The organism is Klebsiella grimontii (genome assembly GCF_042137965.1).
In the GTDB taxonomy this organism is placed as follows: Bacteria; Pseudomonadota; Gammaproteobacteria; order Enterobacterales; family Enterobacteriaceae; genus Klebsiella; species Klebsiella grimontii.
This window is the reverse complement of sequence record NZ_CP169721.1, coordinates 2,047,474-2,062,119: the sequence shown is the minus strand read 5'-3', so window position 1 is coordinate 2,062,119 and position 14,646 is coordinate 2,047,474. Positions and strand designations below refer to the sequence as shown.

Genomic DNA, 14,646 nt, shown 5'->3' with positions numbered 1-14,646 from the left:
TGATGAGTTATGAAGAGATTTGATGAGTGTATCATAAGAGGGTTCAATCCTTGATAGCCGTCCGGTTCATAGCGCCGTCGCCCGCAGCCCGGCGATGATCGAGGCGCAGAAGAAGAAGCCTAAAGTCCCCGTCCATGCGCTGGTGACGGCCCATAATCCAATGGTGCGTTTTATCGGCAGCGATGATATGACGCAGAATCGCGAGCTTTTTAGCGTGTGGATTCGCACGCTGCCAAAATGGACGCCGACCGCCACGCCGTACCTGTTCCTCCATACTCCGGATATCGCCCAGGCGCCGGAACTGGTCGACACCCTGTGGGGCGATCTGCGTACTGCCCTACCGGAAATAGGGAATGCGCCGTCAATTCCGCAGCAAACCTCTCTTTTCTGATATCCTGCTATCCTCAATTGAGCCACCGGAAGCGATAAAAGGGAGTTTTGAGTATGGTCAGCGCGCTGTATGCGGTCTTAGGTGCGTTATTGCTTATTAAGTTTTCCTGGGACGTCGTACGCCTGAGGACGCAATATCGCGTAGGCTACGGCGACGGTGGTTTTAGCGAGCTGCAGGTCGCTATTCGCGTGCACGGGAACGCGGTGGAGTATGTTCCCATTGGCCTGATCTTACTGCTGTTTATGGAGATGAACGGCGCCCAGACCTGGATGGTCCACGTCTGCGGTATCTTGCTGATCGCCGGGCGCCTGATGCACTCGTATGGCTTTCATCATCGTCTCTACCGCTGGCGCCGTTCCGGCATGAGCGCGACGTGGTGTTCGTTGTTGCTGATGGTGCTGGCGAACTTCTGGTATATGCCCTGGGAGTTGGTTTTCTCCGTCCGTTAGCGCACAATACGCCGTTTTCGATTTTTCGGGTTTAACGTTATGTCTCACCGCGATACGCTTTTTTCCGCGCCGATTGCCAGTCTCGGCGACTGGACCTTTGATGAACGGGTTGCTGAAGTCTTCCCGGATATGATCCAGCGCTCTGTTCCCGGCTATTCCAATATCATTTCGATGATCGGCATGCTGGCGGAACGTTTCGTTCAGCCGGATACCCAGGTTTACGATCTCGGCTGCTCGCTTGGCGCAGCCACGCTGTCCGTGCGCCGCAATATTGCGCATTCTGGCTGCAAAATCATCGCCATCGATAACTCGCCGGCGATGGTCGAACGCTGCCGTCGCCATATTGACGCTTATAAAGCGCCGACGCCGGTCGAGGTAATTGAAGGCGATATTCGCCACGTCAAGATAGAAAACGCCTCAATGGTGGTGCTCAATTTCACCATTCAGTTTCTCGAGCCGGGCGAACGCCAGGCCATTCTGGACAAGGTCTATCAGGGGCTGAACCCGGGCGGCGCGCTGGTGCTGTCGGAAAAATTCAGCTTCGAAGATGACAACGTCGGCGAACTCTTGTTCAACATGCATCACGACTTCAAACGCGCTAACGGCTACAGCGAGCTGGAAATCAGCCAAAAGCGCAGCATGCTGGAAAACGTGATGCTCACCGATTCCGTGGAAACCCACAAAGCGCGCCTGCGTAAGGCCGGTTTCGAACATGCCGAGCTGTGGTTCCAGTGCTTTAACTTCGGATCGTTAATCGCCGTAAAATCCGGGGACCCGGCATGATTGATTTCAGCAACTTTTATCAATTGATTGCCAAAAGCCCGCTTTCGCACTGGCTGGAGACGCTGCCGGCCCAGGTGGCGGCCTGGCAGCGCGACGCGCTGCACGGCAAATACCGGGAATGGGAACGGGCCGTCGAGTTTCTGCCCGAGTTTGCGCCCTACCGTCTGGATCTGCTGCACAGCGTCACCGCCGAGAGCGAAACGCCGCTCGGCGAAGGCCAGCGCCTGCGGATTGAAAACCTGCTGAAGAATCTGATGCCGTGGCGTAAAGGGCCCTTCTCCCTTTACGGCGTGAATATCGATACCGAATGGCGTTCCGACTGGAAGTGGGAGCGCGTACTGCCGCACCTTTCCGATCTGACCGGGCGTACCATCCTTGATGTCGGCTGCGGCAGCGGATACCACATGTGGCGCATGATTGGCGCCGGCGCTCATCTGGCGGTGGGCATCGACCCCACCCAGCTGTTTCTTTGCCAGTTTGAAGCGGTGCGAAAACTGTTGGGCAACGACCAGCGCGCGCATCTGCTGCCGCTGGGCATTGAGCAGCTTCCGGCGCTCAACGCCTTTGATACCGTCTTTTCGATGGGCGTGCTGTATCACCGCCGCTCTCCGCTCGATCACCTGTGGCAGCTCAAAGATCAGCTGGTTCCCGGCGGCGAGCTGGTGCTGGAGACGCTGGTCGTTGAAGGCGACGAAAATACCGTACTGGTGCCGGGCGACCGCTATGCCCAAATGCGCAACGTCTACTTTATCCCGTCCGCCGCCGCGCTGAAGCAGTGGCTGGAGAAGTGCGGATTTGTCGATGTGCGTATTGTCGATGCGTGCGTCACTTCGACCGACGAGCAGCGCCGCACCGAGTGGATGACCACCGAGTCGCTGGCCGATTTCCTCGATCCGCGCGATAGCAGCAAAACGGTCGAAGGCTATCCGGCCCCGCTGCGCGCGGTGATTATTGCCAGCAAACCGGAAACGCAGCAGTCGTTAGCGGCGAAAAAAACCCGTAGCCAGGGCTAATTCTGGATAAAAAAAGGCCCCTGTTTAATGGGCAGGGGCCTGGTACGGGCAATCATCATATTGGGCGACATGATGTGCAGCAAAAAACGGTTTACTCTCTCTACTCTCTACGCGGTAATTATCTTCTTCATTTCCGCTACCGCTTCGCCATTGACGGCGTAGCGTAAGTATTCATCTGCTTCGGCATCCGTAGACATCGACAATCCGGGATTGCGAAAGCGCATCGGGGACGGTAACCACTGGCCTGCCGAGGTATGCACCTCTTTTACCCCCGCCTGTAAAAACAGCGCCAGGTTGGCGGCGCGCACTCCTGCACCGGCCATAATAATAGGAGTATCGCTTTGGGAAATAAGTTCCCTGATTAATGAAATTCCTTTTTCGGCAGACGCCTGCTGGCCCGAAGTCAGGATACGCTGAACGCCGAGTTCAGCCAGCTCAAGGCTGGCCTGGCGCGGGTTGGCGCACATATCAAAGGCCCGGTGAAAGGTGACGGCCAGGGTTCCCGCCGCCGCCATTATTTTTTTCATTCGCGCCCTATCCACCCGACCGTCGGCGTCAAGAATACCGATTACCAGGCCGGGAAAACCGAGATCTTTCACCGCGGCGACATCATCCAGCATCGCGGCAAACTCACCCGCGGTATAGCAAAAATCACCGCCGCGCGGGCGAATAATCGGATGAACGGGAATAGTCACCGCTTCACGCACCGATTTCAGTACGCCCAGCGAAGGCGTCAGCCCCCCCTCCTGCGGCGCGGCGCATAGCTCGATGCGATCGGCGCCGCGGCGCTGGGCCTCCAGCGCGCACTCCATGCTGTAACAGCAGACTTCCAGTAAGGTCATTCTTCTCTCCGTAGATTGAGCAGGCACGCCAGAATGGCACGATTCCTCCCGGCAGACGCCGCGTAACGTCACACTGTCATCGTTCAGCGTGTTCACTGGCGACAATTTGCTCAATCGACCACGGGTGAAATTTGATCGTCACTTTACCATCGGTTACCGCCAGGGTTGGATTCGGTAAACGCTCACGCGCACCTTTCGGCGCGCTGGTCTTGACAAAAATACCCGGTTGGCTCAGCCCGTCATCGGACAGCAGCGCCAGCGCGCGGGTATTGAGCGTTTCAGGTTCGCCAGGCAGCACGATTTCAATATGCTCCCAACCTTCGTGCGGATAGCGCTTTTCGCCCGGCCACGGCAGCTCAACGATGCGAAAACGCCAGTGCGCCACGACCACCGGCTCATCCAGGCGGAATAAACAGATTGGCCGGCCGTTAATCACGTTTTCCGACAGCAGCGTGCCGCATTGTTCAAAGCCGCGACGCCAGCGTTCCGCCGTGGTGTTCTGATGACAGCGCAGGGAAATATGGTCGGCATCAAGTGACGTAATATCGAGACCAAGCCGATGAGCTAGCGCGTTTAGCGCCTCGGTAAAGCGCGGCAGGTCCGCGGAAATATCGTTTAATTCTTTAATCTGCTGCCAGTTCGCCATCGTAAGCCTCGGTACTCGCTAAAAAGAGCTAATTTATCGCGTTTCCCGCGCCCTACCAACCGACAATCGTCGGCGGCCCCCCGTGAACGGTTATTCGTTGAGCGCGAGGCTTAGCAACCTCTGCGCGGTGCTGACGCGTGGGCGCAAATGCAGTATACTCCCGCCCTAATTTGTCCACATTCCTGCGCCGCCCCCTCTGGGTGACGGCGTGTTAAACGTAAGGTATTTCGGTGAATATTCAGGCTCTTCTCTCAGAAAAAGTCAGTCAGGCCCTGATCGCGGCAGGCGCGTCTGCCGATTGCGAACCTCAGGTCCGCCAGTCAGCAAAAGTCCAGTTCGGCGATTATCAGGCCAACGGCGTGATGGCCGTAGCCAAAAAACTGGGCATGGCGCCGCGACAACTTGCAGAGCAGGTCCTGTCTCATCTCGACCTGAGCGGCATTGCCAGTAAGGTCGAAATCGCCGGTCCCGGCTTTATTAATATTTTCCTCGACCCGGCTTTCCTCGCGGAAAACGTCAGCAGCGCGCTGAAATCCGAACGTCTGGGCGTGGCTCAGCCGCAGGCGCAGACGGTGGTGGTCGATTACTCCGCGCCGAACGTGGCGAAAGAGATGCACGTAGGCCACCTGCGCTCCACGATTATTGGCGATGCCGCGGTGCGGACGCTGGAATTTCTCGGGCATAAAGTGATCCGCGCGAACCACGTAGGCGACTGGGGCACCCAGTTCGGCATGCTGATCGCGTACCTGGAAAAGCAGCAGCAGGAAAACGCCGGCGAGATGGCGCTGGCCGACCTCGAAGGTTTCTATCGCGAAGCGAAAAAACACTACGACGAAGATGAAGCCTTCGCCGAGCGCGCGCGCAGCTACGTCGTTAAGCTGCAGGGCGGCGACGAGTACTTCCGTGAAATGTGGCGCAAGCTGGTCGATATCACCATGTCGCAAAACCAGCTTACCTATAACCGCCTGAACGTCACTCTGACCCGCGACGACGTGATGGGTGAAAGCCTCTATAACCCGATGCTGCCGGGTATCGTTGCCGATCTGAAAGCCCAAGGTCTGGCGGTAGAAAGCGAAGGCGCGACCGTGGTGTTCCTTGATGAGTACAAAAACAAGGAAGGCGAACCGATGGGCGTGATTATCCAGAAGAAGGATGGCGGCTATCTCTACACCACTACCGATATCGCCTGCGCAAAATACCGTTACGAAAACCTGCATGCGGATCGCGTGCTTTACTACATCGACTCTCGCCAGCACCAGCACCTGATGCAGGCGTGGACCATCGTGCGTAAAGCTGGCTACGTGCCGGATTCCGTCCCGCTGGAGCACCACATGTTCGGCATGATGCTCGGCAAGGACGGCAAACCGTTTAAAACCCGCGCCGGCGGCACCGTGAAGCTCGCCGACCTGCTGGATGAAGCGCTGGAACGCGCCCGCCGTCTGGTGGCGGAGAAAAACCCGGATATGCCCGCCGATGAGCTGGAAAAACTGGCGAACGCGGTCGGAATTGGCGCGGTGAAATACGCCGATTTGTCTAAAAACCGCACCACCGACTACATCTTTGACTGGGATAACATGCTGGCCTTTGAGGGCAATACCGCGCCTTATATGCAGTATGCCTATACCCGCGTGCTCTCCGTGTTCCGCAAAGCGGATATTGATGAAAGCACGCTGGCGGCGGCGCCGGTGGTGATCACCGAAGACCGTGAAGCCCAGCTGGCGGCCCGTCTGCTGCAGTTTGAAGAAACCCTCACCGTCGTCGCGCGTGAAGGCACGCCGCACGTCATGTGCTCTTATCTGTACGATCTGGCTGGCCTGTTCTCCGGCTTCTACGAGCACTGCCCGATCCTGAGCGCCGAAAGCGAAGAGACGCGCAACAGCCGCCTGAAGCTGGCACTGCTGACCGCAAAAACGCTGAAGCTGGGTCTGGATACCCTGGGTATCGAAACTGTAGAACGGATGTAAAAACAAACCCGGCGAAAGCCGGGTTTGTTTTATAACGCCTGATGGCGCCGCGCTCATCAGATCTGCAACATCCTTGTAGCCCCGGTAAGCGTAAGCGCCACCGGGGAAATTCCGCCCTTCTCAGAAATACTTCCGCAGATACTCCGTCAGGCACAGGATCGCCATCGCCTGGCCATACGGCATCGACGTCAGCGGAATGTCGCGATAAAAATCAAGATTCGAACCCATTCCGGTACCGAACGACGTTTGCAGCAGCTCCCCTTGCGGTGAGATATTCTGCACGATGCCGCGAATCGCTTTTTCCGCCACCTCCGCATACGCCTGACTCACGTAGCGCTTGCGCACCGCTTTGAGGATCCCATAAGCAAAACCGGCGGTCGCCGACGCTTCCAGATAGGAGTCGGGATCGTCAAGCAGCGTATGCCACAGGCCGCTATCGTCCTGACAGCGGGCCAGCGCGGCAATCTGCGCATTCAGCACCTGCACCAGATAACGCCGTACCGCGCTGTTTTCGGGTAAATCCACCAGCTCCAGAAAATCCGGAATAACGATAGTCAGCCAGCTATTGCCGCGCGCCCAGCGGGCTTGGGCGAAATTATGCCGCCCCTCATAGTTCCAGCCGTGGAACCACAGGCCGGTCTCGCGGTCCAGCAGATTCTGCACGTGCAGCAAAAACTGATATACCGCCTCCTCTACGTATTCCGGACGATTAAGCAGCTTGCCGATTTTCGCCAGCGGCAGAACCGTCATCATCAACGTGTCGTCCCACATCTGCTGATGATTCTCTTCCGCCAGGGTGATGTGCTGCATGCCGCCAGATTCAGTGCGCGGCATTTCGTTCATCGCCCACTCCGCCCAGCTATCGAGCCAGGGCAGATACGCGGAGTTACCCGTCTCTTCGTAGCGGTATGCCAGGGTGAGAAACGGCGCCATGGTGTTGACGTTTTTGGTGGTCGCGCCCTCGGCAAAGCGATCGGCAAACCAGCTATCGATAATGTCGCGCATCGCGGTATCGCCGGTCTGCTGGTAGTACTGATAAATACCGTACAGGCCGACGCCGTGTGTCCACTCCCAGCCGTTCCACCCTTTGGTGTCAATAACGCGTCCGTCGTCCAGCCGCAGTAAAAATTGCCCGCTTTCGTCCTTAATGTTGACCAGATTGCGCGTCACCTTCTGAATCAGCGCCTGCAGTTCATTGCGGGCGATAAAACGCTCCGGCTGGCGCAGTAGTGGGCTATGTTTGACAGGCCAAACTTTCATATCCTTAACCTCTGTTATATGTCGAATTCATGGCTGAACGCTGCTTCAGCGCTGGCGCGGCGGGTTTATTCCGATTCAGATAACCAATATTGTTGTTTCCCCACAGGGCGTCGTACGGCATCCCGGCCAGCATCTCCACCACTTCACGATCCTCGGCGCTTGCCAGTTCCGGCTGAGCGCGGCCTGATTCACGCATTTTCAGCGTTTCCGCACGCAGGACGCTGTGGGTTTGCAGATTGAGCTTAAAGCGCAGGGACACGAGGAAACCGCAGGCCAGCACCACTAAAGTACCGACGCTGAGGATCAGCAGAATGGTATGGCTCACTTCATAGGGCTGCGTTTTCTGCCCGGAGACAAAGCCCGACATCTGCATGATGATCCCCACCAGCATCACCGCGCCGGCCTGGGACGCCTTACGCGTCAGGGTCATAATCCCGGCGAAGATGCCTTCGCGGCGCTGGCCGGTGATCACTTCGTCCACGTCGGCAATATAGGTGTAGGTGTTCCACGGAACATAGTTGATGCCGCCGCGCCCCAGGCCAGCCACCGCGGATATCAGCAGCAGCAGCGAATAAACATCGCTAAGGCCAGCGTAGTACAGCACCGCGTAGGAGAGCGAACTCAGGCCGAACAGCACCACCACCATGCGGTACGATGGCGCCGGCCCGAAGCGAATGCACAGCGGGATCATGGCGATAACCGCGATAAACTGGAAGATTGCCATGGTACCGAGCAGGTTGGAGGCCATCGAGGCTTCCTGCATCAGCACAAACACCACGTAGTAGGTAAAGACCGCATTGAACACATCCTGGGCGATATAGCCTCCCAGATACATGCCCAGATGCTGACGAAAAATTTTAATTCGCAGGGTCGAACTTAACTCAATAAACAGGCGGTTAAGGCTCTGAGACAGCGTCAGGTTTTGTTTCTCCTCTTCAGCGCGTAGCGCGGCTTCCGTCCACTCTTCACGCGGGCGTTCCCAGGTAAAGAACCAGACAAATGTCAGCATCATCGCGCACAGTACCGAGAACACCAGGCTGGCGTAAAAGAAAGAAACGGCGTTGTCTTTGCCGAAGATAGTCAGCAGCACGCCCGGCAGGAACGAAGCCAGAATCGCTGACATCTGGGCCATTGAAATACGCGCGCCGGAGAATTTTGTTTTCTGTTTAAAATCATCGGTCATTTCCGGCACCAGCGTTTCATACGGCACCAGAATCATGGTGTAGACAATATCAAACAGCAGATAGGTCAGCAGGTAGTACCAGAACCCCATATCCCCTACCCACATGATGGAGTAGCTAAATACGCAGGGGATGCCGAGCAGGATGAAGAACTTGCGTCTGCCAAAACGTTTCCCCAGCCAGGTCGAGCCAAAGTTATCCGTCAGGAAGCCCATCAGCGGACTGATCACCGCATCCAGCACCCTGGCGGTGGCAAAAATAAGCGTCGCTTCGATAGGGGAAAGACCGCAAAAGGTGGTGTAGAAGTAGAGCAGCCATGCTGCTGTAAGTGCGGTTGTTCCCGCACCAAGGAAATCGCCCGATCCATAGGCAAGGTAGTTAACCAAACCGATTTTACGTGTTTTCATCGCCGTAAATCCTGTGTCTTTTTTTAGAGAACTCCGAACCGCTTTTTGGCCCATTCAGCCAAAAGGGGTTGATACATGGCTACATTAAGAACATGGGAACGGCGTTACCTTTTCATTTTTGCCAGCCAAAAGCGTTCACTGGCAAAAACACAAAGAGTCGATGAACGCGCCTCACTGATTTATAAAACAGCGTTTCTTTTAATACAAAAGATCGGACCAAAAGTTGCGAGGTGACAGCCAAAAAGACCTTGCGTCGAGGAGAATCTGCGCCTGGTTTTTCGCCGTGGATAAACCTTGCGAAAGCTAAGGAATCGGAGTAAAGACAATAGAAAGGGTTATTTCGCGTATCTCAAGGAGGCTTGATGCCCTACTCACATCTATTGGTCGCCGTGGCGCCAACCCCGGAAAGCCGGGTCCTCATTCAGAAAGCCGTCTCAATCGCCCGTCCGGTTAATGCGAAAGTCAGCCTGATCACGCTGGCAACCGATCCGGAGTTGTACAACCAGTTTGCGGCGCCGATGATGGAAAATTTACGCGAAGTCATGCAGGAAGAGACGCGCGGTTTTCTGGCCGAACTCGCCCGCCACGCCGACTACCCTATCGAAAAAATGACCATCGCCAGCGGCGGGATTGCTCATCACGTGAAGGATTTTTGTCGGCAGCATCGCGTTGACCTGGTGATTTGCGGTAACCATAACCAGAGCCTGTTTTCTCGCGCAACCTGTTCGGCGAAAGATATCGTTGGCAGCAGCGGCGTTGACGTGCTGCTGGTGTGTCTGGAAAAAGGTTAGCGCCGGGGAAGCGCTAACCGTCGTTGCCTCAGGCAAGTTTGGGGAAAGTTGCGACCTTACGCGCTAAGTGACTCTCCTCACTGCCTGGCTCAATCTCCTTTAGATCGGCAATAAACCGCTCCTGCCAGCGATGGATATCGTTATCCTTAATCACCGCCAGCATGGCCGAATGGCGGGCTATACGCTCGGCCAGCGGCATGGTTAGCGCCTGATCCAGCGCTGCGGCGACCTCGTCGCGATCGTAAGGATTGACGATTAAGGCCGTCGGCAGCTCGTTCGCCGCGCCGGCAAACTGCGACAGCACCAGCACGCCCGGATTTTGCGGGTCCTGCGCGGCAACATACTCTTTCGCCACCAGATTCATCCCATCGCGCAGCGGCGTAACCAGCCCGACGTCCGAGTAGCGGAAGATTTTCATCAGCAGCTTGCGTTCAAAGTGCTGGTTCAGGTAGTAAAGCGGAGTCCAGCCCAGCTGGCCATACCGGCCGTTAATGCGTCCGGCTGCGGTTTCCAGCTGGTGACGAATATCCTGATAGGCCTGAACATCGCCGCGCGACGTCGGCGCAATCTGGGTATAGCGAATCTTACCGTGATGATGCGGATAGTTTTCAAGCAGCGCCTCGTAGGCGAGAAAACGCTCCGGCAGCCCCTTCGAATAATCCAGCCGCTCGACGGAAAAGATATTCTGCACGCTTTTCAGTTCGCTTTTCAGCTGCGCCAGCTTGGGCGGCAGCGGCCCTTTTGCGCTGCGCGCTATCTCTTCCGGATCGATACCGATTGGGTAGACTTCGGTCTGGAAAGGTTTGCCCCAGGCCACATGTTTTTTTCCGCCGCGCGTCGTCAGACGGGTCTGCATCGATACGCAGTCCAGAAACGCCAGTCGGTCGCTCTCGGTCTGAAAGCCCAGTAAATCGTAATCGCAAAGCTGTTCCAGCAGCTCCGCGTGCGGCGGCAGCGCGTTAAAGACTTCCGGCGTCGGGAACGGAATATGTAAAAAGAAGCCGATGCGGTTATTGACGCCGCGCTGGCGCAGTTCGCTGGCCAACGGCAGCAGGTGGTAATCGTGGATCCAGACAATATCGTCAGCTTCGATCAGCGGCAGCAGCTTATCGGCCAGCTTCGCGTTGACACGCTGATAGCCCTCCCAGGCTTCACGCTGAAAATCGACCAGATCAAGACGATAATGGAACGCGGGCCATAGCACGGCGTTGGAAAAGCGGTTGTAATATTCGTCGTGATCCTGCTCGCTTAGGTTGAAAGAGGCCCAGGTTATATTTCCCTGAGTCACTTTTTTTAGCGGCTGCTGGTCATCACCGATTTCCCCACTCCAGCCGAACCACAATCCTCCGGCTGCTTTTAATGCCCCCATAATCCCCACGGCAAGGCCACCGGCGCTGGCCTTTTTATCATCCGGCGGGGCAATACGATTAGATACTACGACTAAGCGACTCATAGCCATCTCTCCTGTCGGTTAGCGCATCTGGTTGTTGCCCATGATTCGCGATGTTACTAATCCAAAGATGAACAGCGGCGACATCCGGCAGGCGCCAACGCGCCTGGGTCTCGCCGCCGCCCACTTTGACCGATACGCCACTCAGTTGATTGACGACGCTAAAACCCGCTTCATCGGTTAAATCATCACCGACAAATACCGGCTTGCGCCCTCTGAATGGAGCTTCCTGCATAAAAGCGGCTATCGCTTCACCCTTATTCACTCCGCGCGGTTTGATCTCCACCACGCACTTGCCCGGCTGTAAAGCCAGAATGGGATGGCGCTGCACGACGGCTTGCGCCAGCGCCAGCACCGCGTGCTGATGCTCCGGCGCCTGACGGTAGTGCAGCGCAAAAGCCATCCCCTTACTTTCCAGTTCGCATCCCGGCAACGCATCCAGCGCCGCGGTCAGTTCCGCCGACAGCGCCTTCAGGAGGGAATCAGGTAAAGAGACAATATGCGTTTTACCATTGATGTCACGGCGTTCAGCCCCGTGGACACCGGCAAGCGGCAGCCGGTAAGGACGGGTAAGCTCATCCAGCTCAACCATTGAGCGCCCTGAAATCAATGCCACCGCGCCGTTATGCTGCTGCACGAGCTGGCGCAGCGTCTGCAGAACATCGGCAGGAATGACCACCTGATCGGGATGGGGTTTGATACCGGCAAGGGTACCGTCGAGGTCAAAGAAAAAAGCGCAGTTTCCGGTTAACGCAGGCGGTACATAAATCTGGTCAGCCACCCTGTTTCCTCCTTATCATGGCCAGCAACATGCTGGGTGTTAATTTATTGTAGCCATGTAAGTATAGACAGTGTGACCAGCCTCGCCATTTTTGATAGTCATTGCCAGCGCAACGAGCGCTGGCAATGGATTAGGATTAAACTGAAAAGTTGACCTGGATTAAACGGCGCGCTTCGCTTTCTGTTTGTAGCGGTCAAAGATAACCGCCGCCAGCAAAATCACGCCGCGAACGACATACTGCGAGAACGGCGAGATGTTCAGCAGGTTCATCGCGTTCTCCACCGTCCCCAGGATCAGGATCCCGGCCACCACGTAGGAGATCTTACCGATCCCGCCCTTCAGCGATACGCCCCCCAGCACGCAGGCCGAGATAACAATCAGCTCATAGCCAATCGAGGTCATCGGCTGACCGCTGGTCATACGGGAAGCCAGGATAATGCCTGCCGCGGCAGAAACCAGGCCGGAAAGGACGAAAATAATGATCTTGGTCCGCACCACCGGCACGCCCGCCAGACGCGCAGCTTCTTCGTTGCCGCCAATCGCCAGGGTATTACGGCCGAAGGTGGTTTTATTGAGCAACAGGCCGAAGACAATCAGGCAGGCTACGGTCAGCCAGATAGGCGCTGGCAGACCAAACCAGTTGGCGTATCCGAGAGTAAAGAAGCGCTCGTCTTCAATCCCTACCGCCTTACCGTCAGAGATGATATAGGCCAGACCGCGAACGATCTGCATGGTCGCCAGGGTGGTGATCAGGGCGTTAATCTTCAGGCGGGCAATCACAAAACCGTTTACCAGACCGCTCAGCGCCCCGAGCAGCAGACCGGCGCCGATGCCAATCCACATGCTCTCTGTCAGGTTAATCACCACCGCCGTGGTCACCCCGGCACAGGCGATAACCGAGGCGACCGACAGGTCAAAGTCGCCGGATGCCAGGCAAAACAGCATCCCGCAGGCCACCATTCCGGACATAGAAATAGCCAACCCCAGGCCTTTCATATTGATAAATGAGGCAAAATTAGGCACAAAAATGACGCAGCCAATAAACAGCACCGCAAAAACAACCAGCATGCCGAACTGATCCCAGACGCGGGAGAAGCTAAAAGCCGACCGGGTAGTACCTGAAGTAGTAACTGATGACATCATAGATTCCTTACTCAGGCGACCGCCTGGCTCACTTTTGGCATCGCAAGGCTCAATGCCTGCTGTTCATTCGCATGTTCATGCAGCAGTTCTCCGGCAATCTCACCCTCACGCATAACCACGATGCGATCGGCAACGCCGAGAACTTCCGGTAAATCGCTGGAGGCAAAGACCACCGCGACGCCAGATGCCGCTAATGCATAGATAACGTTGTAGATTTCGTGCTTAGCGCCCACGTCAATACCGCGCGTTGGCTCATCAAGCAGGATGACTTTCATCTCTTCCGACAGCCAGCGGCCAAGGATCGCCTTCTGCTGATTGCCGCCGGAGAGGTTCATAATCAGCTGCTCGGCGCCAGGCGTTTTGATATTCAGCGATTTAATGTGCTGGTCGGCGTTCTGCGCTTCCCAGGCGTTGTTGATAACGCAGCCGGCGAGAATATGCTTGCGCCGAGCGCTGATATTGATGTTGTCGCGCACCGAATGGACCGGAATTATGCCCTCCGCTTTACGGTCTTCCGGGCAGAGCATCATCCCGGCCTGAATCGCCTGGGCTGGCTTACGAATATCAATGGCCTCGCCGTCGATATAAACCTGACCGCCGGTTATTCTGCTGCCGCCGAATAAGCCTTTCATCAGCTCGCTGCGCCCGGCGCCGACCAGCCCAAACAGGCCGACGATTTCTCCGCTGCGCACCGACAGACTGACGGGCTGGCGCACGCCGGGCGCCTTCACCTGCTCAAGACGCAAACGCTCTTTGCCATATTCACGCGGCTGCCAGCCGTAGATATCGCCCAGTTCGCGCCCCACCATCGCCTGGACCAGCGCGTCGTGGTTAACCTCCTGCATATTGTCAAAGGTGCGCACGTAGCGGCCATCTTTGAATACCGTAATGGCGTCGCTTAACGCAAAGATCTCCTCCATACGGTGGGAAACGTAAATAATGACCCGTCCTTCCTGGCGCAGCTCGCGGATCACCCGAAACAGGTTTTCAATTTCTCGCGCCGAAAGGGAGCTGGTCGGCTCATCAAAGGCGATAATTTTGGCGTTACGCGCCAGCGCTTTGGCGATCTCCACCATTTGCCACTGGCCGATAGAGAGATATTTGAGCGGCGTTTCCGGGTCGATATCGAGCCCCAGATGTTTAAGCTGCAGGCCTGCTTCATAATTCAGCAGCGACCGATTCACAATCCCGCCTTTATGCGGCAGCTGACCGAGGTAGATATTTTCCGCCACGGTCATTTCCGGAATCAGATGCAGCTCCTGATAAATAATCGCCACCCCGGCGTTCAGCGCCTCGGTGGTGTGATTGAACGTCATCTGCTGACCGCGGATCTGCAGGCTGCCGGCCGTCGGTATGTAGTTGCCGCTGAGAATTTTCAGCAGCGTGGATTTCCCGGCGCCGTTTTCTCCCATCAGGGCGTGAACCTGTCCGGCATAGCAGCCAAAGCTAATGTCGGACAGCGCTTTAACGCCCGGGAAGGTCATGGTGATGCCGTGAAATGAGAGATAAGGGGTAGACTGTTGCATAACGACTCCGCTTTTCTGT

Annotated in this window: 14 protein-coding genes and 1 pseudogene; 7 read left to right on the top strand and 8 right to left on the bottom strand. The window is 56.4% G+C overall.

Annotated features, from left to right (window positions below; genetic code table 11):
- Positions 1 to 46: 46 nt before the first annotated feature.
- From ACE3MN_RS09805 to cmoB, 4 genes and pseudogenes are all read left to right on the top strand, one after another.
- Positions 47 to 391, top strand: a pseudogene (locus ACE3MN_RS09805) (hypothetical protein); the annotation flags it as partial.
- Positions 392 to 444: 53 nt separating this feature from the next.
- Entirely contained in the window at positions 445 to 840 is a 396-nt protein-coding gene (locus ACE3MN_RS09800; protein ID WP_004122068.1) for an MAPEG family protein, read from the top strand.
- A gap of 39 nt (positions 841 to 879) precedes the next feature.
- Positions 880 to 1,623 carry a carboxy-S-adenosyl-L-methionine synthase CmoA gene (gene cmoA, locus ACE3MN_RS09795; protein WP_102649739.1) on the top strand — a complete coding sequence of 248 codons (744 nt, stop codon included), beginning with the start codon at positions 880 to 882 and terminating at the stop codon, positions 1,621 to 1,623.
- Positions 1,620 to 2,636, top strand: a complete 1,017-nt coding sequence (cmoB, locus tag ACE3MN_RS09790) for a tRNA 5-methoxyuridine(34)/uridine 5-oxyacetic acid(34) synthase CmoB (RefSeq protein ID WP_049085133.1) — start codon at positions 1,620 to 1,622, stop codon at positions 2,634 to 2,636. Before cmoA ends, cmoB begins: the two co-directional genes overlap by 4 nt.
- Before the next feature lie 107 nt (positions 2,637 to 2,743).
- On the opposite strand, the gene cutC is transcribed toward cmoB, so the two are convergent.
- The gene (gene cutC / locus ACE3MN_RS09785) at positions 2,744 to 3,478 is read right to left on the bottom strand and encodes a copper homeostasis protein CutC (protein WP_101868512.1); all 735 of its coding nucleotides are present in this window, start codon (positions 3,476 to 3,478) and stop codon (positions 2,744 to 2,746) included.
- 76 nt (positions 3,479 to 3,554) lie between these two features.
- Positions 3,555 to 4,124 carry a VOC family protein gene (locus ACE3MN_RS09780; protein ID WP_102649740.1) on the bottom strand — a complete coding sequence of 190 codons (570 nt, stop codon included), beginning with the start codon at positions 4,122 to 4,124 and terminating at the stop codon, positions 3,555 to 3,557.
- A 230-nt stretch (positions 4,125 to 4,354) separates the two neighbouring features.
- Between ACE3MN_RS09780 and argS the strand changes: the two genes are divergently transcribed.
- Positions 4,355 to 6,088, top strand: coding sequence for an arginine--tRNA ligase (gene argS / locus ACE3MN_RS09775; protein WP_004136646.1), 1,734 nt, complete (start codon positions 4,355 to 4,357; stop codon positions 6,086 to 6,088).
- 120 nt (positions 6,089 to 6,208) lie between these two features.
- Here argS and ACE3MN_RS09770 read toward each other — a convergent pair whose 3' ends face one another.
- Together ACE3MN_RS09770 and ACE3MN_RS09765 are read right to left on the bottom strand one after the other, a co-directional pair.
- Positions 6,209 to 7,348 (bottom strand): glycoside hydrolase family 105 protein, encoded by a 1,140-nt coding sequence (locus ACE3MN_RS09770; protein WP_024359883.1) that lies wholly within the window; start codon positions 7,346 to 7,348, stop codon positions 6,209 to 6,211.
- Positions 7,349 to 7,352: 4 nt separating this feature from the next.
- On the bottom strand, positions 7,353 to 8,936 hold the full coding sequence (locus ACE3MN_RS09765; protein WP_004136643.1) for an MFS transporter: 1,584 nt from the start codon (positions 8,934 to 8,936) through the stop codon (positions 7,353 to 7,355).
- A 75-nt stretch (positions 8,937 to 9,011) separates the two neighbouring features.
- Here ACE3MN_RS09765 and ACE3MN_RS09760 point away from each other — a divergent pair, with 75 nt between their 5' ends.
- Together ACE3MN_RS09760 and uspC are read left to right on the top strand one after the other, a co-directional pair.
- A complete protein-coding gene (locus ACE3MN_RS09760; protein ID WP_155553276.1) occupies positions 9,012 to 9,170 on the top strand; it encodes a hypothetical protein in 159 nt (52 codons plus the stop codon).
- Positions 9,171 to 9,298: 128 nt separating this feature from the next.
- The gene (uspC, locus tag ACE3MN_RS09755) at positions 9,299 to 9,727 is read left to right on the top strand and encodes a universal stress protein UspC (RefSeq protein WP_004122077.1); all 429 of its coding nucleotides are present in this window, start codon (positions 9,299 to 9,301) and stop codon (positions 9,725 to 9,727) included.
- A gap of 28 nt (positions 9,728 to 9,755) precedes the next feature.
- Here uspC and otsA read toward each other — a convergent pair whose 3' ends face one another.
- The 4 genes from otsA to araG all read right to left on the bottom strand — a co-directional run bounded on the left by otsA (position 9,756) and on the right by araG (position 14,627).
- Positions 9,756 to 11,180, bottom strand: coding sequence for an alpha,alpha-trehalose-phosphate synthase (gene otsA, locus ACE3MN_RS09750; protein ID WP_004136641.1), 1,425 nt, complete (start codon positions 11,178 to 11,180; stop codon positions 9,756 to 9,758).
- Positions 11,155 to 11,958, bottom strand: coding sequence for a trehalose-phosphatase (gene otsB / locus ACE3MN_RS09745; protein WP_004136637.1), 804 nt, complete (start codon positions 11,956 to 11,958; stop codon positions 11,155 to 11,157). The genes otsA and otsB overlap by 26 nt, the downstream gene beginning before the upstream one ends.
- A 159-nt stretch (positions 11,959 to 12,117) precedes the next feature.
- Positions 12,118 to 13,098 carry an L-arabinose ABC transporter permease AraH gene (gene araH / locus ACE3MN_RS09740; RefSeq protein ID WP_004136631.1) on the bottom strand — a complete coding sequence of 327 codons (981 nt, stop codon included), beginning with the start codon at positions 13,096 to 13,098 and terminating at the stop codon, positions 12,118 to 12,120.
- 14 nt (positions 13,099 to 13,112) lie between these two features.
- Positions 13,113 to 14,627, bottom strand: a complete 1,515-nt coding sequence (gene araG / locus ACE3MN_RS09735; protein ID WP_024359885.1) for an L-arabinose ABC transporter ATP-binding protein AraG — start codon at positions 14,625 to 14,627, stop codon at positions 13,113 to 13,115.
- Positions 14,628 to 14,646 lie beyond the last annotated feature (19 nt).